This is a genomic window from Ensifer sp. ENS10, assembly GCF_014852025.1.
Classification (GTDB): Bacteria; Pseudomonadota; Alphaproteobacteria; order Rhizobiales; family Rhizobiaceae; genus Ensifer.
Genome location: NZ_JACVAS010000001.1, coordinates 417,772 through 439,844 on the forward strand (window position 1 = coordinate 417,772; position 22,073 = coordinate 439,844).

A 22,073-nucleotide genomic window follows, 5' to 3' on the forward strand; every position below is an offset into this window, starting at 1 on the left:
CGCGCTAGTCCTCCTCCGGATCGGCGATGCTTTGCAGGCGGCCGACCTTGCAGGCGATGATGCCCTCGTTTCTTCTGATCGCGCCGCTTTCCTCCAGCCACTGGATGGCGCGGTTGACCTTCGGCCGGCTGGCGCCGAGCACACCGGCGATGTCCGTCTGGCTCATGGTCAGCCTTAGATTGGCGCTTTCCGGCAGCTCGTTGCCGTGGATCTGGCGGAGCGTGGCGAGGAAGAAGCGCGCGACGCGGGCATTGAGATCATAGAGCGCGATGGTCTCGAGTCGCTCGGTCGTGTCGCGCAGCTGGGCGCAGAGGAAGCGGATGACGGCCTCGGCCGCTTCCGGCCGGTTGGTGACGATATCGAGGAACGACTTCTTGCCGATGACATACCCTTCCGACGCTGTCATCGCCGTTGCGTCGGCCGACCGCGTCTGGCCATCGAGCACCGCCATCTCGCCGAAGATCGCGCCGGCTTCGTGCTGGCGCAGCATTAGTTCCCGGCCTTGCGGCGTGATCAGCGACAGCTTGATGCGCCCGGAAATGACGACAATCATGTAATTGCCTTCGTCGCCACGCTGGAAGATTACGGTGCCGGCCGGCCACTTCCTGTAGGTCGCGATGTCGGCAAGCTCGGCAATGGCATTCTTGTCGAATTCTTCAAAGATCGGAAACGAGCGCCAGAAAGTCGGGCTCCTGTTGATTTCGTTCATGACATGCCCCCGCGCGGCGTCCCCTGCCGCGCCGAAATTCTTCGCCCAGCCGCCTCGTCCTTGCAATAGAAAAGAACGATGTGCCGACGATGTAGTTCCGTGTTTGTCTGCGGATAAGTCAGAAAGCGCCAAGCTCGGAGGTTGACGATGCCGGCTGGTCGTTTCATTTTCTTGAACGATCTGTCGCTCTCGGAGCGGCTAGATGAATTTCAAAATGCTGATACTTCTGTTGCCAACAACCGTTTCTCACAGGAGCCTCGCATGCCTCAGAATGTTGTCGTCCTCATCGGACGCGTCCTCCTCTCTATCATGTTCATCATGTCCGGTTTCAGCAAGCTGATGGATCCGTCGGGCACGGCCCAGATGATCACCGGCGCTGGCTGGCCGGCACCGACCGCACTCGCTTACCTTGCCGGCCTCTTCGAACTCGTCGCCGGTCTTGCCGTTCTCGTCGGCTTCCAGACGAAGATTGCCGCCTATCTGCTTGCGGCGTTCAGCCTTATCACCGCTTTCGCCTTCCACAGCGGAGCGATCAACATCCCGAACTTCCCGCCGGAAGCCAACGGCCTGCTGACCGTCTTCAACGGCCTGATGATGATGAAGAATATCGCGATCGCCGGTGGTTTCCTCGTGCTCGCCGTCTTCGGCCCCGGCGCTCTGTCGGTCGACAAGCGCGGCGCCTGAGACCGAACATGCCGCGCGTTGGGATCAACGCACAAGGCATACTCTGGTTTACCGCAGTAACATCAAGCCCGTCGCTCGTTCGGCGGGCTTCTTGCATTTCAGGGATAAATCACGCCCTTGCGCAGAATGACGTTGCCGTAGAGCCTGGGCTCGCTCGTCTGGACGACCGTGTGGGCGGCTCTTACGCGCGGGTAAAAATCCGCTCCGAGCAAGGGCACGACACGGCGGCCGGGCTCGTGCCGGGCGCAGCACGCGACGATCTCCTGATGCACCGGGTCCAGCGCCTCCCTGTCCTGTTTGACGGTGGCGCGGAAGATCGCTTCGGGCACGAAATCGTCGATTGGCAAAACGCTGAGGATGGCGTCGAGCACCGGGATCAGCGGGTGCCCGTCGAGCCGGACGAGACGGCGTGCATGTTCCTGGCCCGGATAGTTGCCGTCGACCAGCGCGATTTCATCGCCGTGCCCCATCGCCCGGAGCGTTGCGAGCAACTCGGGACTGAGGATCGGGTTTAGTCCTTTCAGCATCAGCCGAGCTCCTTGAAGAGGACATTGGTGTCGAGCAGATAGCGGGAGAAGAGCGGCAGGCTGGCGCCGCCGATGGCGCGCGCGTGGCTACCAACCAGGCCTTCCACCAGTTCAGGGATGGTAACGCCCTGGAGGTCGAGCTCGTAGAGCGCCCTGCGGGTGGCGGCGAGCAACCGGGCCCGGACCCAGGGTGGGAAGCCGCCGTCGATGACAACGGCCGAGAAGTCGACGATCGAGACGGCCGACACGACAGCCTGGGCAAGCGCCGCGCCACAGTCGTCGATCCAGATGTCGAGCGGTTCGCCGAAGTCGATCCAGTCGTCAGCCGAGTACCAGAGCGGCCGCGGGTCGATGCCGCGTTCCCGCAGCAGATTTTCGAGCACGAAGACCGAGGCGATCTTGAGGAGCTGGATGGTCCTGCCGTCCTTGCCCGAGACCGGCAGGGGGCCGATGGCGCCAGCCGTTCCGGTACGCCCGGAGAAGAGCGCCGAGTTCAGGACGACGCCGCCGCCGATGAACGAGCCGATATAGAAATAGACGAAGTCCGGGTAGATGGCGCCGACGCCGAAGGCGAGCTCGGCGCCGCAGGCGCTGGTGCCGTCGTTCTGCAGGAAGACCGGATAGGTGGTGCGGGCCGAGATTGCCGCCTGCAGATCGATGTCGCGCCACTTGTTCATTTCTTCCCGCGGCGCGCCCACTTCCTCCGCCCAGTTCCACAGTTCGAAGGGCGTGGCGATGCCGATGCCGGCGATCCGCTTGCGCTGATCGGGGTTGAGTTGCTGTTCGAGCTTCGCCATGCCGGAAATGATGAAATCGACGAGATCGCCGGGCAGCGGATAGGCATGCACATGATGCAGATGCAGCCGGATGGTGCCGACGAAATCCATCAGCACGAGATCGGCGCTGCGCCGGCCGATTTTCACGCCGAAGGAAAAGACCGCGTCCGGATTGAGCCGCATCGGTGTCGATGGTTGTCCAACCTTGCCGCGAACGGGATCGCCCTTGACCAGCAGGCCGTCGCTTTCCAGCGCCCGCATGATCACCGATACGGTCTGCGCCGAAAGGCCGGAACGCCGGGCGATATCGGCTTTGGAGAGGCCGCCGTGACGCCTGACCAGCGACATGACCAGGCGCTCGTTATAGGCGCGCACGCGCGTCTGGTTGGCCCCGCCGCTAGGGTCAATGACCTCAGGTTGCATCGGTCCCCGATCAGGACCGTCTGTCAGTGACATGCCACCGTCTCCTCCCGTTGGCATTAGATCACGATGGTTCAGGGTCGGATCGACCCAAAACCATAGACGTGATCGCTTCTCAAAAGCTGGAGCGGGATCAGGCGGAAAACCGCATGCACTTTTCCTCATTCCGCTCTGGTGCCCGCTTGGCGCAGGTCTGTTGTTTCCGCTTGCTGTGACTCTGTCAATTTGTCTGACGCTCCGCTTCTCGGACGGAGCGTCGTCATCCCAAGAATGCCACATCGAAATAATAATTCAATTTGATTTATTTATTGACACCCCGGAATTTTAATGTTTGTTTTTGTCTCGGAAGCGTCGATTGCAACGGAGGAAAATGTTGCTGTCGCGTGGCCTGGGGGCGGTCCGCCGACCCGATTTTCAATCCTTGGGAGGATTTCATGAAGAAGACTGTTCTTTCCGCTGCTTTCGGCGCGCTGTCCCTTGGCGTCGTTTTCGCCGCGCCGGCACAGGCTGCTGATGTCGGCGCCTGCCTCATTACCAAGACCGACACCAACCCCTTCTTCGTCAAGATGAAGGAGGGTGCTACCGCCAAGGCGCAGGAACTCGGCGTGACGCTGAAGGCCTATGCCGGCAAGATCGACGGCGACCACGACAGCCAGGTGGCTGCAATCGAATCCTGCATCGCCGATGGCGCCAAGGGCATCCTGATCGCCGCCTCCGACACCAAGGCGATCGTCGATCAGGTGAAGAAGGCGCAGGACGCTGGTCTGCTCGTGATCGCGCTCGATACACCGCTCGATCCGCCGACCGCTGCCGACGCGACGTTTGCAACCGACAACCTGCTCGCCGGCAAGCTGATCGGCCAATGGGCCGTCGCCACCATGGGCGAGGGTGCCAAGACCGCCAAGATCGGCTTCCTCGATCTACTTCCGTCGCAGCCGACGGTCGACGTCCTGCGCGACCAGGGCTTCATGATGGGCTTCGGCATCGACACGAAGGATCCGAACAAGATCGGCGACGAAGATGATCCGCGCATCGTCGGCCACGACGTCACCAACGGCAACGAAGAAGGTGGCCGCAAGGCGATGGAAAACCTTCTGCAGAAGGATCCCGACATCAACGTGATCCACACCATCAACGAGCCGGCCGCCGTTGGCGCCTATCAGGCGCTGAAGGCCGTCGGCAAGGAGAAGGACGTGCTGATCGTCTCGGTCGACGGCGGTTGCCCGGGCGTCAAGTCGGTCGCTGAAGGTGTCATCGGCGCCACCTCGCAGCAATATCCGCTGATGATGGCGGCCCTCGGCATCGAGGCGATCAAGAAGTTCGCCGATACCGGTGAAAAGCCGAAGCCGACGGAAGGCAAGGACTTCTTCGACACCGGCGTTTCGCTCGTCACCGACAAGCCGGCTGCCGGCGTCGAGTCGATCGACACCAAGGTCGGCACGGAGAAGTGCTGGGGCTGATCGCCTTTGCTCTTCGAACGCATGAGCCATTAACGGAAGGGCGGCCCCGGCCGCCCTTCGCGTAAGCGCCGATGTCTTTGACACGGCGATGAAAACCGCGCAGCTTCTTAAGAGTGCTTATGCCCGCGTCTTTGTGGGCGGGCTGTGCACGACTGCATCGCAACCCCTTGGGAGCGGGGTTCACGGGAGGAAGGTCCATGGGCGAGCCCAACACAGCCGCACAACCATCCCAGGAATTCGAAAAAGTCCTGGTCAACAGTTCGACGCAGGTCGCGTCGTTCGATACGCATGACAAGACCGCGATCCAGAAGATCCAGCATTTCCTGCATTCGACGCCGGCGGCCGTGCCGTTCATCGTGCTTGTCGCAGCAATTCTGATCTTCGGCATTGCCATCGGCGGGAAGTTCTTCTCGTCCTACACGCTGACCCTCATCCTCCAGCAGATCGCCATCGTCGGTATCCTCGGCGCCGCGCAGACCCTGGTGATCCTGACCGCCGGTATCGATCTTTCGATCGGGGTGATCATGGTGCTTTCGGCGGTCATCATGGGCAACTGCGCCGTGACCTATGGGCTTCCGGCACCGATCGCGATCTTCCTCGGCTTCGTCGTCGGCGGCGCCTGCGGCTTTCTCAACGGCTTCCTCGTCTCCAGGGTCAAGCTTCCGCCGTTCATCGTCACGCTCGGCACCTGGTACGTGATCATGTCGACGAACTTCATCTATTCGGCCAATGCGACGATCCGCGAGGCCGATGTGACGGCCGTCACCCAGATGCTCCACGTCTTCGGTGTCAGCTTCAAGGTGGGCTCCGCTGTGTTCACGCTCGGTGTGGTGATGATGGTCTTGCTGGTCTTCGGCCTCTGGTATGCGCTCAATCACACGGCCTGGGGGCGTCATCTTTACGCTGTCGGCGACGATCCGGAAGCGGCCAAGCTCTCCGGTATCCGCACCAGCCGCGTCCTGCTCAGCGCCTATACACTGGCCGGGCTGATCGCCGCACTCGCCGCCTGGGTCTCGATCGGCCGCAATGGTTCGATCTCGCCGTCGGCAGCCGTCACCGACTACAATCTGCAGGCCATCACAGCAGCCGTGATCGGCGGCATCTCGCTCTTCGGCGGACGTGGGTCGATCCTTGGAACCCTGATCGGCGCGATGATCGTCGGCGTCGTCTCCATGGGCCTCAACATGCTGGGCGCTGACCCGCAATGGAAGGTCTTCCTCACCGGCGTGCTGATCATCACCGCCGTCGCCATCGACCAGTGGATCAGAAAGGTAGCTGCCTGATGACACAGGAACCCATTCTCACAGCCCGCGGCCTCGTCAAGCGCTACGGTCGCGTGACCGCCCTCGACTATGCCGACTTCGACCTCTATCCCGGCGAGATCCTCGCCGTGATCGGCGACAACGGTGCCGGCAAGTCCTCGATGATCAAGGCGATATCGGGCGCCGTCACGCCCGATGAGGGTGAGATCATGCTCGAGGGCCAGCCAGTCCACTTCCGCTCGCCGATGGATGCACGCTCGGCCGGCATCGAGACGGTCTACCAGAACCTGGCGCTGTCGCCGGCGCTGTCGATCGCCGACAACATGTTTCTCGGCCGCGAGATTCGCAAGCCGGGCATCATGGGCAAGCTCTTCCGCACGCTCGACCGTGGGGAGATGGAGAAGCGGGCACGGGCAAAGCTGTCCGAGCTCGGTCTGATGACCATCCAGAACATCAACCAGGCGGTGGAAACGCTTTCGGGCGGCCAGCGCCAGGGTGTGGCCGTGGCGCGCGCCGCAGCCTTCGGCTCCAAGGTGGTGATCATGGACGAGCCGACGGCAGCACTTGGTGTCAAGGAAAGCCGGCGGGTGCTGGAGCTGATCCTCGACGTGCGTTCCCGCGGTCTGCCGATCGTGCTGATCTCGCACAACATGCCGCATGTGTTCGAGGTGGCTGACAGAATCCATGTCCATCGTCTCGGCAAACGGCTATGCGTCATCAATCCGAAGGAGCACACGATGTCGGATGCTGTCGCCTTCATGACCGGGGCGAAGGAGCCGCCGCGCGAAGCGCTCGCGGCATGAACGTCGAGCCGATCGCCAACGAAATCCTGAAACGGGCGGCTGGTGCTGCCCGTTTCGTCGTCGCCATTGCCGGCCCTCCGGGTGCCGGCAAGTCGACGCTGTCGGACGCGCTCGCCGAGGCCCTGGTCGCCCGCGGCGAAAAGGCGGCGGTGCTGCCAATGGACGGCTTCCACATGGACAATGCCGTCCTGGAAGAAAAGGGCCTGCTCCCTCGCAAGGGCGCGCCGGAAACGTTTGACGTTAGGGCGTTCCTGTCGACGGTTCAGGCGGTCCGCGCCAATGACGGCGAGGTGCTTGTTCCGGTTTTCGACCGGTCGCGGGAATTGGCGATCGCCTCGGCCCGGATCGTTGCGCCCGAAACACGCATGGTTCTCGTGGAGGGCAACTATCTGCTTCTCGACGAGGCCCCCTGGAACAAGCTCGCGGGTGCCTTCGATTTCTCCATCTTTATCAACCCGGGGATCGAGGAGCTGGAGCGGCGTCTTTTGAAACGCTGGTACGATCACGGTTACGAGGAGGAGGCGGCGAAGCGGAAAGCCCACGGCAACGACATCCCCAACGCGCATCGCGTCGTCGAGCACCAGCGACGCGCAGATCTCGTGCTTGCGGATTTCTGATCGATGGTCGGATTGCGGATTGTGTTTCCTGGCGCATTGGTGTTATCGAGACGCGGTTCCACCACATGAGTAACCGCCCGCCACCCGCACCTGCCGGCTGCAAAGCCGCGCGCGCGGATCGGGCGCGAGCAGAGCGGGATGAGTGTAAGCGGTTTCCGCCTGCATTCCGTTCTGAGCTAGGAGAACGCTGACCATGCAAGACCTCGTTATCCGCCGGCCGGATGATTGGCACCTTCACCTGCGCGACGGCGACATGCTGAAAGGCGTTATCGCCGATACCAGCCGCCATTTCGCCCGCGCGATCATCATGCCCAACCTGGTGCCGCCGGTCGTGACGACCGCCGACGCCAGCGCCTATCGCGAGCGCATCCTCGCCGCGCTTCCCGCGGGCGACCGGTTCGAGCCGCTGATGACGCTCTATCTCACCGCAGGCACCAATCCTGACGACGTCGAGGCCGGCCACAGGAGCGGCCTCGTCAAGGCGGTCAAGCTTTACCCGGCGGGCGCGACGACCAATTCGCACAGCGGCGTGCGCAACATCGATGAAGCGATGCCGGTGCTGGAGCGCATGGCGAAGGTCGGCCTGCCGCTCTGCGTCCATGGCGAGGTCACGAGCTCGGATGTCGACATCTTCGACCGCGAAGCCGTGTTCATCGAGACCGTGCTCGATCCGTTGCGCAAGCGGCTGCCGGAACTGAAGGTGACGATGGAACACGTCACCACCAAGGACGGCATCGATTACATCAAGGCGTCGAAGGCAAACCTTGCCGGCTCGATCACCACCCATCACCTGATCATCAACCGCAATGCGATCCTGGTCGGCGGGATCAAGCCGCACTACTACTGCCTGCCGGTCGCCAAGCGTGAGAACCACCGTCTGGCGCTGCGCGCGGCCGCCGTCTCCGGCGACAAGCGCTTCTTCCTCGGCACCGACTCCGCCCCCCATGTCGATCCGCTGAAGGAATGCGCCTGCGGCTGCGCCGGCATCTACACCTCGATCAACACCATGAGCTGCCTGGCGCATGTGTTCGAGGAGGAGGGTGCACTCGACAAGCTCGAAGCCTTCGCCTCGCTGAACGGCCCCACCTGGTACGGTCTGCCGGTCAACGAGGAAACGATCACGCTGCGCAAGCAGGCTGAAGCGGTCACCTATCCCAAGAAGATCGAGACCGGCGCCGGTCTGGTCACCGTTTTCGATCCGATGTTCCCGCTGCACTGGGCCGTCGTCTGATCACTGCATAATTCCTTGGATCGGATGGATCCAAGGACAAAATTATGCAGCAGTTAAAAATGTTACAGCGACCTTTGCGCGTCTGAACAGACGCGCGGCGCTGTAGAGTTTTGAAGGAGAGTTTGATGTTTTCCAACGCGTTCACCGACAAGGCCGTTATGGCTGAGCTGGTCGCCAAGATGCTCTGGGAGATCAAGGCTGTACACTTCCGTGCCGATGAGCCCTACAAGCTGTCGTCCGGCATGGCGAGCCCCGTCTATATCGACTGCCGCAAGCTGATTTCCTACCCGCGCATCCGTTCGGCTGTGATGGATTTTGCCGCAGCCACGATCCTGCGTCAGGCCGGTTTCGAGAAATTCGACGTGGTTGCCGGCGGCGAAACGGCCGGCATTCCCTTCGCGGCCATGCTCGCCGAGCGCCTGGGCCTGCCGATGATCTATGTCCGCAAGGCGCCGAAGGGCCACGGCCGCAACGCCCAGATCGAAGGGCACATGCCGGAAGGCGCACGCGTGCTCGTTATCGAGGACCTGACGACGGCCGGCGGTTCGATGTTCAAGTTCATCGACGCCATTCGTGCGGCCGGCGGCATCGTCGACCACGGCATTGCGCTCTTCTACTACGACATCTTCCCGGAAGCGGTCGGCGAGATGAAGGGCAAGGGCGTCGATCTGCACTGGATCGCGACCTGGCGCAACGTCCTTGCGGTTGCCCGCGAGCAGGCGCTGTTCGACGAGAAGACGCTGAGCGAAGTCGAAGCCTTCCTCAACGCGCCGCTCGCCTGGTCCGGCCGCAACGGCGGCGTGAGCGCCCTGGCCTAACGATTGAAGAGGCCCCGGCTATGCCGGGGCCTCGCAACTCCTGAGTTTTCGTTTTTAAATCGATTGAAGTCCATCGAGGAGGAAGAGCCGATGATCGTATGTTGCGGAGAAGCGCTGATCGACATGCTGCCGCGGGACACGGCCGCGGGCGAGAGCGCGTTTGCGCCCTATGCCGGCGGAGCGATCTTCAACACGGCAATCGCGCTCGGGCGCCTTGGCATCCAGACCGGTTTCTTCACGGGCCTCTCCGACGACATGTTCGGCGATATCCTGCGCGAAACGCTGAAGGCGGCGAATGTCGATTTCGGTCCGTGCGCGACGCTTTCGCTGCATACGACGCTTGCCTTCGTTAAGCTCGTCAATGGCCATGCAAGCTACGCCTTCTTTGATGAAAACACGGCAGGCCGGATGATCACGTCAGAGCACCTGCCGGCGCTTGGCGATTTCTGCGAGGCGCTGCATTTCGGTGCGATCAGCCTGATCCCCGAGCCCTGCGGCTCGACCTATGAAGCCTTGATGACGCGCGAGCACGAGAAGCGGGTCATCTCCTTCGATCCGAACATCCGGCCCGGCTTCATCCGGGACCGCGAGGCACATCTCGCCCGCATGAACCGCATGGCGGCGATGTCGGATATCATCAAGTTCTCCGACGAAGATCTTGCCTGGTTCGGCATGGAAGGCAGCCACGACGACCTTGCCGCCGAATGGCTGAAGCGCGGACCGAAGCTGGTGCTGATCACCAAGGGCGCCGATGGCGCCGTCGGCTACACGGCGCGCCACAAGGTCGAAGTTGCGGGCGAGAAGGTCACGGTGGTCGACACTGTCGGCGCCGGCGACACGTTCGATGCCGGCGTGCTGGCATCCCTCAAGCTCGGCGGTCTCCTGACCAAGGCCGATGTCGCCGATCTCAGCGAAACTGCCGTTCGCAACGCGCTGGCGCTCGCCGCCAAGGCCGCCGCGGTCACCGTCTCGCGCGCCGGCGCGAACCCGCCGTGGAAGCACGAAATCGGCCTCTGAGTCATTTTCTCTGGCCTACTCTTCCTGTTCCGGGCGGTATTCCAGGATATCGCCCGGCTGGCATTCCAGCACGGCGCAGATCTTCTCCAGCGTATCGAAGCGCACGCCTTTCACTTTTCCCGATTTCAACAGCGAGATGTTCTGCTCGGTGATCCCCACCTGCTCGGCGAGATCGCGTGAGCGGACCTTGCGCTTCGCCAGCATCACATCGAGATTGACGACGATCGGCATCCGCTAGACGAAGCTCCTGTTCTCCGCCTCGACCCCCGACGCGATGACCAGGACGTGGCCGAGACCGACGACGAGCCCCGCCATCAGCAGCACGATGATAGCGCCGCCACTGATATCGAAGACCACCGCATGTCCCGTGGTGCCCGGGTTGTCGTAGGTGACAGCCAGGATGCCGATGCCATTGCTGATCGTCATGCATAGTGCTCCCGCAAGCGCCGTCAGCCCCACGCGCCGCAACAGCACGCCATTGCGGCTGGTGAGAATCTCGCCGCGCTGGAAGCCGTCGAACAGCTGCCACGCGAAGGCGAGGCCGGCGATGACGAGCGCATTGTTGATCGCGGTCAGGAAAATGACGGTGGCGATGGCGCGGTAGGAAAGGGTGATTACCTCCACGCGGGGAAAGACGACGTCGCGAATGCCCTGCTCGAAGCCCTGCCTGTCAAAGAAAATCTGCCAATGCGCATAGACGACTGCCGAGCAAAACAGTGCGCCGCTCAACACCACCATGAGCTTCATGAAGCGACTGAGCTTGCGCAGCCTCTCGGCGGTTTCCGTCATAAAAATTCCCTTATCGTTTGGCTTGTGTTTTTATCGTAAAACAATAAGTAATTCTCGTCAATTGTGATTTTGGTGTCGTGCCATGCCTCTTCGATTTCTCAAAAATCCCTGCCTTTTCCTGCTGTTGAATACTATCTTCCGGTCCTATCAGAATCTCGATCTGATGCAGGTGCTGAAACCGGCGGGCGCCACGGTGCTGCCGGCCTGCGCTATATGATAAGGCCCGAGGCGCGATCTGCGCTTCGGGCCTTATCGTTTGACGCGATGCGGTTCAGGATGGAACCGCTTGGGGATGCTCCTCAGCGAGCGGCCTTCAGCAACGCTGCGACCAGACCTGCGGTTGAAGAATCGTGGCCGGCAGCGCTTTCCTTACCTTCGACAACAGGAAGCAGGCCGGTTGCCAGCTCCTTGCCGAGTTCGACGCCCCACTGGTCGAAGGAGTTGATGTTGAAGAGCGCGCCTTCGACAAAGACGCGGTGCTCGTAGAGCGCGATCAGACGGCCGAGCGCGAACGGGTCGAGCTGGTCGTAAACGATCGTCAGCGACGGGCGGTTGCCGGTGAAGACGCGGTGCGGCGCGATCTTGTCAGCCTTGACGTCGGCCATGCCCTTGGCGGTGAGCTGCGCCTTGGCCTCAGCCAGGGTACGCCCCTTCATCAGCGCCTCGGATTGCGCCAGGCAATTGGCAATCAGCAGTTCGTGCTGGTGGCGCAGGTTCTTTTCATGGCCGTTTGCCGCGATCATGAACTCGGCCGGGATGATGTCCGTGCCCTGGTGGATGAGCTGGTAGAAGGCGTGCTGGCCATTGGTGCCGGGTTCGCCCCAGACGACCGGGCCGGTTGAATACTCCACAGGGGTGCTGTCGAGCGTTACCGCCTTGCCGTTCGATTCCATGTCGAGCTGTTGCAGATAGGCAGGGAAGCGCGACAGACGCTGGTCATAGGGCAGGATCGCGCGCGACGGGTAGCCGAGCACGTTGCGGTTATAGAAGCCGAGAAGGCCGAGCAGGACGGGAATGTTCTTGCGGATCGGGGCGGTGCGGAAATGCTCGTCGATGGCATGGCCGCCATCGAGGAAGCGCCCGAAATTCTCCTTGCCGATGGCGATCATCAGCGGCAGGCCGATCGCGGACCAGATCGAGTAGCGGCCGCCGACCCAATCCCAGAAACCGAAGACGCGGGCCTGGTCGATGCCGAAGGCGGCGACCTTGTCGAGCGCCGTCGAGACGGCAGCGAAGTGGTGGCCGACGGCGACCTCGCCGAGCTTGTCGGCGATGAAGGCGCGGGCGGTCGCGGCATTGGTCATCGTCTCGATCGTCGTGAAGGTCTTCGAGGCGATGATAAAGAGCGAGGTTTCCGGATCGACGAGCTTCAGCGTGTCGGCGATGTGGGCGCCGTCGATGTTGGAGACAAAGTGAAGGCGCGGGCCGTCATGGAAGGGCGCGAGAGCCAGCGTCGCCATGACCGGGCCAAGGTCGGAGCCGCCGATGCCGATGTTGATGACATCGGTGATCTTCTTGCCGGTGGCGCCTTTCAGCGCGCCCGAGCGGATGCCGTCGGCAAAGGCGCCCATGGCGTCGAGCACGCCGTTGACGTCGGGCATCACGTCCTTGCCGTCGACGAGGATCGCGCGGTTGCCGCGGTTGCGCAGCGCCGTGTGCAGCACGGCACGCTCCTCGGTGATGTTGATGATGTCGCCGCGGAACATGGCGTCCCGCTTCTCCTCGACCTTGGCCGCCTTGGCTAGCGCTTCGAGGCCGTCAAGCACCCTGTCATTGACGGCGCATTTCGAATAGTCGAGCAGCAGGTCGCCGAGCGTGGTGCTGAAGCGCTGGAAGCGTTCGGCGTCGCTGGCGAAGGCAGCGCGGATATCGGTTGCGTTGGTCTCAGAGGCGGTTGCTTTGAGTTGGTCGACAAGCGCTTTCATCGCAGGGCTCCTTGTGTCGGACAGGGGTGTCGGACAATCGCCTGCGTAGCTATTCGCTTTAAGCCGCTCAAATCAAGCCCGCAAAACCGCCGAAGTGGCGGTTTTCAGGATTTATTAAATCGTTTGAATTTTGGACTAATTCAGCCGCGCAGGTCTTTACGCAGGATCTTGCCGACATTGGTTTTCGGCAGCTCGGTGCGGAATTCGACGTAACGCGGGCGCTTGTAGTTGGTGAGGTTGGCGGCGCAGTGGCGCTTCACGTCGTCCTCCGTCAGCGCCGGATCCTTCTTGACCACGAAGAGCTTGACGGCCTCGCCGGAATGCTCGTCGGGAACGCCGATCGCGGCGCATTCGAGAATGCCCGGATGGGTCATCGCTACTTCCTCGATCTCGTTCGGGAAGACGTTGAAGCCGGAAACGAGGATCATGTCCTTCTTGCGGTCGACGATCTTGACTAGGCCGTCCGTGTTCATGAAGCCGATATCGCCCGAGCGGAAGAAACCGTCCGGCGAGATCGCCTTGGCTGTTTCATCCGGCCGCTGCCAGTAGCCGGCCATCACCTGCGGGCCGCGAATGCAGATCTCGCCGACTTCGCCAATCGGCAGCGTGTTGCCCAGGTCGTCGCGGATCTCGACTTCGGTCGAAGGGATCGGCATGCCGATCGTGCCGGTGAACTCGGTCGCGTCGAGGATGTTGGCCGTTGCTACCGGCGAAGTCTCCGACAGGCCGTAGCCTTCGGCAATCGAGCAACCGGTCATCTGCTTCCAGCGTTCGGCGACCGGACGCTGGATCGCCATGCCGCCACCGAAGGTCAGCATCAGCGACGAGAAATCGAGCTTCTGGAACTCCGCATTGTTCATCAGCGCGTTGAACAGCGTGTTGAGGCCCGGGAAGATATTGGTCTTGTGCTTGCCGAGTTCCTTGACGAAGCCCGGAATGTCGCGCGGGTTCGGGATCAGGATGTTGTTGCCGCCGGTGGCAAGGCCCATCAGCGAATTCACCGTCAGCGCGAAGATGTGGTAGAGCGGCAGCGCGCACATGAAGACGAGATTTTCCGGGCGGGCGCGTGAGCGGAACGCCGTGTGGAACCAGATCTCCATCTGCGCCATGTTGGAGAGCAGGTTCGAATGGGTGAGTGTTGCGCCCTTCGAAACACCCGTGGTGCCGCCAGTATACTGCAGGAAGGCGACGTCGCTGGGAACAACGTTCGGCTTCGTCAACTTGGCTCGGCCGCCCTTGGCGAGCACGTTTTTGAAGGAGAGGTGACCGGGGATCGACCAGGCGGGAACCAGCTTCTTGACGCGACGGACCACGAGATTGACGATCGCGCCCTTGAGGCCCAGCATGTCGCCCATCGTTGCGACGACGACGTGCTTGACCGAGGTCTTGTCGGCCACCTGCTGCACCGTATGCGCGAAGTTTTCCAGAACGAAGATCGCCTTGGCGCCGGAATCGACGAGCTGGTGCTGCAACTCGCGCGGCGTATAGAGCGGGTTGACGTTTACGACGGTAAAGCCGGCTCTAAGAATGCCGTAGACGATGACGGGGTTCTGCAGGATGTTCGGCATCATCACGGCGACACGGTCGCCCTTGACGAGGCCGAGAGATTGCAGCCAGGCACCGATCTTGGCGGATTCGGCATTGAGGTCCGCAAAACTCAGCGTCTTGCCCATGCAGGTGAAGGCTGGGCGGGTCGAATAGCGGGCGACGGCGTGGTCGAAAAATTCGCCGATCGATTTATAGGGCAGGGGGCCGATTTCGGCGGCTATGCCGGGTGGATAGGATTTCAGCCAGATCTTGCCTGGGCTGGTACCCGTTTGTTGTGCGCTGACTTCCACCATGACCTCTCTCCCTCTGGTCGCCACAGGCTGGCCTGCTCGCGGCCTGAGAAAATCCCTCCTGACCTTCTCATGCCGATGAAGATGATGCTTTTGAGACACCTCTTCAAGCTGAGATTCGGGATTATATAACTTTGACGTAAACGTCAACTGAGCTTACGGTTAACGGGCGCGGATTGCGCCCTTGAAAAAGTATGACGAGAGCTGCAAAGCCTTTGCCTGCTAGGGCAAAACACTGTATTGCATTGCAGCATATCCCTGTTGGTTCGATCCAACATCCGCCGACATATCCCCCAGATTCTTCTCCGGTCCGCTCGGGCCGGACGACGCAGGCCATTGCTCATGTGTGACGAAGCTTGTTCTTCCGCCGTCGAACCGCGCCGTGCCCGTGTTTCTGCTGCCGAAGTGGCGCTTGCAGTCGGCGGCTTCGGGATCGGCACCGGCGAGTTCGCGATCATGGGTCTCTTGCCGCAGGTCGCTGAGGATGTCGCCGTTTCGGTGCCGCGGGCAGGGGCAGTGATCAGCGCCTATGCTCTCGGCGTCGTCGTCGGCGCGCCGCTGATCGCGGTGCTTGCTGCCCGCTTCTCCCGCTTCCGCGTGCTGCTCGCGCTGATGCTGGTTTTCGCCGTCGGCAATTTTGCAAGCGCGATCGCACCGGATTTCTACACGCTGATCGCCGCGCGCTTCTTCGCCGGCCTGCCGCATGGTGCGTATTTCGGTGTGGCCGCCTTGGTGGCCGCCGGCCTCGCGGCGCCGAACCAGCGGGCGCGCGCAGTCGGCCGGGTGATGATGGGGCTGACGATCGCAACCCTCTTCGGCACGCCGCTTGTCGCGTGGTTCGGCCAGGCGCTCGGCTGGCGGTCCGCTTTCGCCATCGTCGGCGCCATCAGCCTTTTGACCGTGGCGCTGACCTTCGTCCACGTGCCGCGCGACAAGGGCAATCCGAAGGCAACGCCGCTTCGCGAGCTCGGCGCGCTTGGCAAGCTGCAGGTCTGGCTGATGCTTGGCATCTGCGCCATCGGCTGCGGCGGCATGTTCGCAGTCTTCAGCTACATCACGCCGGCGCTGACCGAGGTCGCAGGTGTTTCTCTTGCCAATGTGCCGGTCATGCTCTCGGTCTTCGGCGCCGGCATGATCCTCGGCAACATCGTCGGCGCGCGACTGGCCGATTGGGCGCTGCTGCCGGCAATCGGCATCGCCATCGTCTTCAACATCTTCGCCTATGTGCTTTTCTATTTCACCATGGGCAATCCGTGGATCGCGATCGTCAACGTGCTCTTCATCGGCGGCGGTTTCGCCGTCGTGCCGGGCGTGCAGACCCGGCTGATGGATGTCGCCGGCGAGGCACAGACGCTTGCCGCCGCCCTTAGCCATTCCGCCTTCAATCTCGCCAACGCGCTTGGCGCCTGGCTCGGCGGTGCCTCGATCGCTGCAGGCTATGGCTGGACCTCCACAGGCCTCGTCGGCGCCGTTCTCGGCGTTGCCGGCTTCGGCATCTTCCTCGCATCCGTCTTTGTCGATCGCGCTCAACCGGCCGGCATGCGTGCCAAGCCTGCGGCGGAATGACCGATCAGGCCGAAAGAAAGCCTGGGGATCTTGAACCCTCCTAAATTTTTCTGTCATGTCCCGCCGCTAGCGTCAGTTATCGCCCTCAAACTACCGTAAAGCAGGGGCAAAGGGCCGCGCTTGGCGCTGCAAAGGCTGGCAAGGCCTCTGGATTGTTGTAAGCTCGTCGAAAGACGGAGGATCATTGGTGCAATTGGGCAATCGCGAACGAGAAAACTTCGCCGTGGAGCCACGGCTTCTCGGGCACACCGCGATTTCGCGCCATGCCCTCGTTGGACCGATGACGGCTGCCCGCTGGATGCTGGTCTTCGTTCTTCTTGCCGGCGTTTACTTTTTCCACGGTTTCCTCGTCCCGGTTCTGGCCGCCGTCGTCATCGGCTTTGCCAGCTGGCCGATCTATCGCCGGCTGCTTGCCGCCGTGAACGGCAACCGCACGCTTGCGGCCACCATCGCCATCGTCTGCGTCATCTCCTTCATCGTCGTGCCGATTTCTCTTGCTGCCGTCTATGCGGTGGACGAAGTGCGCGACTGGGTCGTCTGGGCCGTCGAGACCAATGCCAACGGTGCCGTGGTTCCCGCCTGGCTGACCAGCATTCCGATTGCCGGCGTTTGGCTTGGCGAACAATGGGTCAAGCATGTCGGTCATCCGGGTGCGCTCGGGGAACTGGTCCAGTTGGTCAGCGGCTCCAACATCGGCAACATCTACCGCGGCGTCCTCGTCGTCGGCGCGTCGACCTTTCACGCCTTCCTGACGCTGCTCTTCATGCTGATCACGCTGTTCTTCGTCTATCGTGATGGCCAGTCCTTCTCCGGCCAGCTCGACCGTCTCGGCGAACGCATCTTCCCGATGCGCTGGGAGCGCTTGTCGCGCGTCGTGCCAATGACGATCAGCTCCACAGTCACCGGCATGGGCATCATCGCCATCGGAGAAGGCATAGTTCTCGGCGTCGCCTACTGGCTCGCCGGCGTTCCGTCGCCGGTCACGCTCGGCATCATCACCGGCCTGATGGCGCTTGTTCCTGGTGGTGCGCCGCTGTGCTTCTCGCTGGTCTCGGTCTATCTCGTCGCCAGCGGTTCGCCGGTTCACGGCATCGCGCTGTTTGCCTGGGGCACGACCGAACTCTTCATCGTCGACAAGACGCTGCGTCCGCGCCTCGTCGGCGGGCCGATCAAGCTTCCCTTCCTGCCGACCTTCTTCGGCCTCGTCGGCGGCGTGAAGACCATGGGTTTCCTCGGCCTCTTCGTCGGCCCGGTGCTGATGGCGCTGCTGGTTGCCATCTGGCGCGAGTGGATGCGTGAAGTCACCACCCCCACCCCCACCGACACGACCGTCAACCACATCATCAAGGGCTGAGTCACCAATGGCTGAGCCGCCGGTTGCCTGGGCGCGGCCGGTGAGACCGTCTCCCTGTTTCATTGGAAACGCGAGATGATCCGATGCCTCGTATCTGCGCTTTCCGCCTCTCTCGGAATGTCGTCGGCGGGCGTCTTTATCTTTTCCTTACACCCCCTCCCAACCATCGCAATCGATAATTGACCCTGAGCGGACGCAAGATCCGGACTTCAATAGTCCGGAGTATTTTTGCATGTCCGATGTTCTTTTCCTTGCCGCCGGCATCGGCGGCTTTGTCGTGTTTGCGCTTTATGCGCGCGCGCTGAGCCGTCTTTGAGGAGGGCGTCATGTTCGAAGCCCTGATTGGTCTCGCAGTCGCCGTCGCCCTTGCGGCCTATCTCGTCGTCACCCTCGTTCGCCCCGAACGATTCTGACGCCCTTCGCGGAGAAATCTCATGTCTATCATCGGGTGGCTGCAGATCAGCCTCCTCTTCATCGCCGTCCTGATCGTCATCAAGCCGCTGGGGCTTTACATGGCGCGGGTCTTCTCCGGTGAACGCAACGTCTTTTCACCTGTCCTCGGTCCTGTCGAGCGCGGTCTTTATCTCGCCGCCGGCGTCGATCCGAACAAGGAGCAGGGCTGGCTCGCCTACGCGATGTCGATGCTCGCCTTCAGCCTTGCAGGCTTCGTTTCTCTCTATGCGATTCTGCGGCTGCAGGCTTACCTGCCGATGAACCCGCAGGGTTTTGCCGGCATGCCATCCGATCTCGCCTTCAACACGGCTGTCAGCTTCGTCACCAACACCAACTGGCAGAACTACGGCGGCGAAACCACGCTCAGCCATTTCAGCCAGATGGCGGGGCTGACGGTGCATAACTTCGTGTCGGCGGCGACCGGCATCGCCATGGCGCTCGCCGTGACCCGCGCCTTTGCCCGCTCGAACGCCTCAACCGTCGGCAATTTCTGGGTCGATCTCACCCGTTCGACCCTCTACGTGCTGTTGCCGATCGCCGTCGTCATGGCGCTTGCCATGGTCTGGACCGGCCTGCCGCAGACCTTCCACGCGGACCTCACCGCAACGACGCTCGAAGGCGCCAAGCAGACGATCTCGCTCGGCCCGGTCGCGAGCCAGGAGGCGATCAAGCAGCTCGGCACCAATGGTGGCGGCTTCTTCAACGTCAACGCCGCCCACCCGTTCGAAAACCCGACGGCCCTCTCCAATTACCTCAACATCTTCGCGATGCTGTCGATCTCGGCCGCCCTCGTCTACACCTTCGGCCAGATGGTCGGTAACCGTCGCCAGGGCTGGGCCTTCATCGCCGTTACCGGCATCCTTTTGATATCGGGCGTCGCGGTGGTCTACTGGGCGGAAGCGCAGGGCAACCCGATCCTGACGACACTCGGTCTCGATGCTGCCCAGGGCAACATGGAAGGCAAGGAAGTCCGTTTCGGCCAGGCGATGACGGCGCTCTATGCCGCGGTCACCACCGGCCTGTCGGATGGCGGCGTCAACGGGATGCACGGCTCGCTCACCGGTATCGGCGGTCTTGTACCGATGTTCCTGATGCAGCTCGGCGAAGTTCTGCCTGGTGGCGTTGGGTCCGGTCTCTACGGCATGGTCGTCTTTGCCATCCTCGCCGTCTTCGTCGCCGGCCTGATGGTTGGCCGCACGCCGGAACTGCTCGGCAAGAAGATCGAATCTCGCGAGATGAAATACGCGATGTTCGCGGTCCTCATCCTGCCGGTGACGATCCTCGGCTTTGCCGCCGTCTCCGCCATGCTGCCTTTTGCCGTCGCAAGCATCGGTACCGCAGGCCCGCACGGCCTGTCGGAAATCCTCTATGCCTTCACTTCGGCTGCCGGCAACAACGGCTCGGCCTTTGGTGGCCTTACCGGCAATACGCCCTGGTACAACACCACGCTTGGTCTCGCCATGCTGCTCGGTCGCTTTGCCTATGCGGTGCCCGTCATGGCGATCGCCGGCTCGATCGCGGTCAAGACCCGTGTACCGGCCTCCAAGGGCACCTTCCCGACCGACACGCCGCTCTTCGTCGGCCTGCTCGTTGGCATCATCCTCATTCTCGGCGGGCTGCAGTTCTTCCCGGCGCTCGCTCTCGGTCCCATCGTCGAGCATTTTTCCATGCTTGCCGGCCAGACCTTCTAAAGGAATTCGACACATGTCTTCCAAACCAGTTGCTCCAAGTCTGCTGGATCCGGCAATCCTCCTGCCGGCTGTCAAGGCGGCCTTCGTCAAGCTCGATCCACGCCAACTCGTGCGCAACCCGGTGATTTTCGTCACCGAAGTGGTTGCGGCCGTGGTCACTGGCCTCTTTGTCCGCGATCTTATGACCGGCACCGGAAGCCCGCTCTTCTCCGGGCAGATCGCCGCCTGGCTGTGGTTCACCGTGCTCTTCGCCACCTTTGCCGAGGCTGTCGCAGAAGGCCGCGGCAAGGCTCAGGCCGACAGTCTGCGGCGCACCAAATCCGAACTGACGGCACGCAAGCTCGTATCGGCCGAGGGTCGCGAAACCCAGACGATCCCGGCGACCTCGCTGAAGGTCGGCGACGTCGTGCTGGTCGAAGCCGGGGAACTGATCCCCGGTGACGGCGACGTCGTCGAGGGTGTCGCTTCCGTCAACGAAAGCGCGATTACCGGTGAATCGGCTCCTGTCATTCGTGAATCCGGCGGCGACCGTTCGGCCGTCACCGGCGGCACGCAGGTGCTTTCCGACTGGATCAAGGTCCGTATCGGCGTTGCGCCCGGCAATACCTTCGTCGACCGCATGATTGCGCTGATCGAGGGTGCACAGCGCCAGAAGACCCCGAACGAGATCGCGCTGTCGATCCTGCTCTCGGGCCTGACGCTGATCTTCCTCGTGGCCGTCGTCACACTCTGGGGGCTCGCCGGCTATTCCGGCACTCTGCTGTCGGTTACCGTGCTGTCTGCGCTGCTCGTCACGCTGATCCCGACCACCATCGGTGGGCTGCTCTCGGCGATCGGCATCGCCGGCATGGACCGTCTGGTCCGCTTCAACGTCATCGCCACCTCTGGCCGTGCAGTTGAAGCCGCCGGCGACGTCGATACGCTGCTGCTCGACAAGACGGGTACGATCACCTTTGGCAACCGCATGGCCGCCGACTTCATGCCGGTGCCGGGTGTCACCGAGGCAGAGCTTGCCGACGCAGCGCTGCTTGCGAGCCTTGCGGACGAAACGCCCGAGGGGCGTTCGATTGCAGCGCTTGCGACGGGTGAATTCGGCCGCCAGGCGCCTGCCGTTTCGCTTCCCGCGTCCGGAAAGGGTGAAGTCGTCGCGCTTGCCGTTGGCGGTGGCACAAGCCCGGCTGGTGCGACCCGGATCGACGCTGTCATTCCCTTTGCCGCGGAAACGAGGCTCTCGGGCGTCGACTTTGGCGGCCGCCGGCTGCGCAAGGGCGCCGTCGACTCGATCCTGAAGTTCACCGGCATCCGCGACGAAAACGTGCCGAACGAATTCCGCCGCGCCGTCGACCAGGTGGCGCGCACCGGCGGCACGCCGCTTGCCGTTGCCGACGGTCCGCGCCTGCTCGGCGTCATCCATCTGAAGGACGTCGTCAAGCCGGGCATCAAGGAGCGTTTCGCCGCCCTTCGTGCCATGGGCATCCGCACCGTCATGGTGACCGGCGACAACCCGGTGACCGCCGCGGCGATCGCCTCCGAAGCCGGTGTTGACGACTTCCTCGCCGAAGCAACGCCAGAGGACAAGCTCGCTTATATCCGCAAGGAACAGCACGGCGGCCGCCTCATCGCGATGTGCGGTGACGGCACCAACGACGCGCCGGCGCTTGCCCAGGCCGACGTCGGCGTTGCCATGCAGACCGGCACGCAGGCCGCTCGCGAGGCCGCCAACATGGTGGACCTCGATTCCAGCCCGACGAAGCTCATCGAGATCGTCGAAATCGGCAAGCAGCTCCTGATGACCCGCGGTTCGCTGACGACCTTTTCGATCGCCAACGACGTGGCGAAGTACTTCGCCATCATCCCGGCGCTGTTCATCACCACCTATCCGGCGCTCGCCGCACTCAACGTCATGAACCTCGGCTCGCCGCAATCGGCGATACTCTCGGCGGTCATCTTCAACGCGCTGATCATCGTCGCGCTGATCCCGCTAGCGCTGAAGGGTGTCAAGTATCGGCCAGTCGGTGCCGCAGCGCTCTTGCGCCGCAACCTCCTCGTCTACGGTCTCGGCGGCATCCTGTTGCCCTTCGCAGGTATCAAGCTCGTCGATCTCGCCGTCAACGCACTCAATCTGGTGTAACC

The 22,073-nt window shown here is 62.5% G+C and carries 20 protein-coding genes; 13 read left to right on the plus strand and 7 right to left on the minus strand.

Annotated features, from left to right (window positions below):
* Positions 1–4: 4 nt before the first annotated feature.
* Positions 5–709 carry a Crp/Fnr family transcriptional regulator gene (locus IB265_RS02090; RefSeq protein WP_058323618.1) on the minus strand — a complete coding sequence of 235 codons (705 nt, stop codon included), beginning with the start codon at positions 707–709 and terminating at the stop codon, positions 5–7.
* 261 nt (positions 710–970) lie between these two features.
* Between IB265_RS02090 and IB265_RS02095 the strand changes: the two genes are divergently transcribed.
* The gene (locus tag IB265_RS02095; RefSeq protein WP_057248255.1) at positions 971–1,393 is read left to right on the plus strand and encodes a DoxX family protein; all 423 of its coding nucleotides are present in this window, start codon (positions 971–973) and stop codon (positions 1,391–1,393) included.
* Positions 1,394–1,491: 98 nt separating this feature from the next.
* Here the strand turns inward: IB265_RS02095 and IB265_RS02100 are convergent, their stop codons facing one another.
* Both IB265_RS02100 and IB265_RS02105 read right to left on the minus strand, forming a co-directional pair.
* Positions 1,492–1,920 carry an RbsD/FucU family protein gene (locus IB265_RS02100; protein ID WP_057248068.1) on the minus strand — a complete coding sequence of 143 codons (429 nt, stop codon included), beginning with the start codon at positions 1,918–1,920 and terminating at the stop codon, positions 1,492–1,494.
* Positions 1,920–3,152 carry an ROK family transcriptional regulator gene (locus IB265_RS02105; RefSeq protein ID WP_057248069.1) on the minus strand — a complete coding sequence of 411 codons (1,233 nt, stop codon included), beginning with the start codon at positions 3,150–3,152 and terminating at the stop codon, positions 1,920–1,922. Before IB265_RS02105 ends, IB265_RS02100 begins: the two co-directional genes overlap by 1 nt.
* A gap of 398 nt (positions 3,153–3,550) precedes the next feature.
* Between IB265_RS02105 and IB265_RS02110 the strand changes: the two genes are divergently transcribed.
* The 7 genes from IB265_RS02110 to IB265_RS02140 all read left to right on the plus strand — a co-directional run bounded on the left by IB265_RS02110 (position 3,551) and on the right by IB265_RS02140 (position 10,324).
* Positions 3,551–4,576, plus strand: a complete 1,026-nt coding sequence (locus IB265_RS02110; protein WP_057248256.1) for a sugar ABC transporter substrate-binding protein — start codon at positions 3,551–3,553, stop codon at positions 4,574–4,576.
* Between the two features lie 197 nt (positions 4,577–4,773).
* A complete protein-coding gene (locus IB265_RS02115; protein ID WP_057248070.1) occupies positions 4,774–5,859 on the plus strand; it encodes an ABC transporter permease in 1,086 nt (361 codons plus the stop codon).
* Entirely contained in the window at positions 5,859–6,641 is a 783-nt protein-coding gene (locus IB265_RS02120) for an ATP-binding cassette domain-containing protein (protein WP_057248071.1), read from the plus strand. The genes IB265_RS02115 and IB265_RS02120 overlap by 1 nt, the downstream gene beginning before the upstream one ends.
* Positions 6,638–7,258: a nucleoside triphosphate hydrolase gene (locus tag IB265_RS02125; protein WP_057248072.1), complete on the plus strand. Its 621-nt coding sequence runs from the start codon at positions 6,638–6,640 to the stop codon at positions 7,256–7,258. Before IB265_RS02120 ends, IB265_RS02125 begins: the two co-directional genes overlap by 4 nt.
* A gap of 193 nt (positions 7,259–7,451) precedes the next feature.
* Positions 7,452–8,489, plus strand: coding sequence for a dihydroorotase (gene pyrC / locus IB265_RS02130; protein ID WP_057248073.1), 1,038 nt, complete (start codon positions 7,452–7,454; stop codon positions 8,487–8,489).
* A gap of 125 nt (positions 8,490–8,614) precedes the next feature.
* Positions 8,615–9,307 carry an orotate phosphoribosyltransferase gene (locus IB265_RS02135; protein WP_057248074.1) on the plus strand — a complete coding sequence of 231 codons (693 nt, stop codon included), beginning with the start codon at positions 8,615–8,617 and terminating at the stop codon, positions 9,305–9,307.
* A gap of 90 nt (positions 9,308–9,397) precedes the next feature.
* Positions 9,398–10,324: a carbohydrate kinase gene (locus tag IB265_RS02140; RefSeq protein ID WP_057248075.1), complete on the plus strand. Its 927-nt coding sequence runs from the start codon at positions 9,398–9,400 to the stop codon at positions 10,322–10,324.
* 15 nt (positions 10,325–10,339) lie between these two features.
* On the opposite strand, the gene IB265_RS02145 is transcribed toward IB265_RS02140, so the two are convergent.
* The 4 genes from IB265_RS02145 to IB265_RS02160 form a co-directional block, all read right to left on the minus strand.
* Complete coding sequence (locus IB265_RS02145; protein WP_057248076.1) at positions 10,340–10,555, minus strand: helix-turn-helix transcriptional regulator; 216 nt, start codon at positions 10,553–10,555, stop codon at positions 10,340–10,342.
* Positions 10,556–10,558: 3 nt separating this feature from the next.
* Positions 10,559–11,113: a DUF2975 domain-containing protein gene (locus tag IB265_RS02150; protein WP_057248077.1), complete on the minus strand. Its 555-nt coding sequence runs from the start codon at positions 11,111–11,113 to the stop codon at positions 10,559–10,561.
* Between the two features lie 299 nt (positions 11,114–11,412).
* Positions 11,413–13,038: a glucose-6-phosphate isomerase gene (gene pgi, locus IB265_RS02155; RefSeq protein ID WP_057248078.1), complete on the minus strand. Its 1,626-nt coding sequence runs from the start codon at positions 13,036–13,038 to the stop codon at positions 11,413–11,415.
* A gap of 140 nt (positions 13,039–13,178) precedes the next feature.
* Entirely contained in the window at positions 13,179–14,879 is a 1,701-nt protein-coding gene (locus IB265_RS02160; protein WP_057248079.1) for a long-chain fatty acid--CoA ligase, read from the minus strand.
* 339 nt (positions 14,880–15,218) lie between these two features.
* Here IB265_RS02160 and IB265_RS02165 point away from each other — a divergent pair, with 339 nt between their 5' ends.
* The 5 genes from IB265_RS02165 (at position 15,219) to kdpB (ending at position 22,071) form a co-directional block, all read left to right on the plus strand.
* Positions 15,219–16,442 (plus strand): MFS transporter, encoded by a 1,224-nt coding sequence (locus IB265_RS02165; RefSeq protein WP_057248080.1) that lies wholly within the window; start codon positions 15,219–15,221, stop codon positions 16,440–16,442.
* Positions 16,443–16,629: 187 nt separating this feature from the next.
* Positions 16,630–17,796: an AI-2E family transporter gene (locus IB265_RS02170; protein ID WP_057248257.1), complete on the plus strand. Its 1,167-nt coding sequence runs from the start codon at positions 16,630–16,632 to the stop codon at positions 17,794–17,796.
* A gap of 326 nt (positions 17,797–18,122) precedes the next feature.
* Positions 18,123–18,209: a K(+)-transporting ATPase subunit F gene (gene kdpF / locus IB265_RS02175; RefSeq protein ID WP_057248082.1), complete on the plus strand. Its 87-nt coding sequence runs from the start codon at positions 18,123–18,125 to the stop codon at positions 18,207–18,209.
* A gap of 21 nt (positions 18,210–18,230) precedes the next feature.
* Positions 18,231–19,940 (plus strand): potassium-transporting ATPase subunit KdpA, encoded by a 1,710-nt coding sequence (gene kdpA / locus IB265_RS02180; RefSeq protein WP_057248083.1) that lies wholly within the window; start codon positions 18,231–18,233, stop codon positions 19,938–19,940.
* A gap of 13 nt (positions 19,941–19,953) precedes the next feature.
* Positions 19,954–22,071 (plus strand): potassium-transporting ATPase subunit KdpB, encoded by a 2,118-nt coding sequence (gene kdpB / locus IB265_RS02185; RefSeq protein ID WP_057248084.1) that lies wholly within the window; start codon positions 19,954–19,956, stop codon positions 22,069–22,071.
* Positions 22,072–22,073 lie beyond the last annotated feature (2 nt).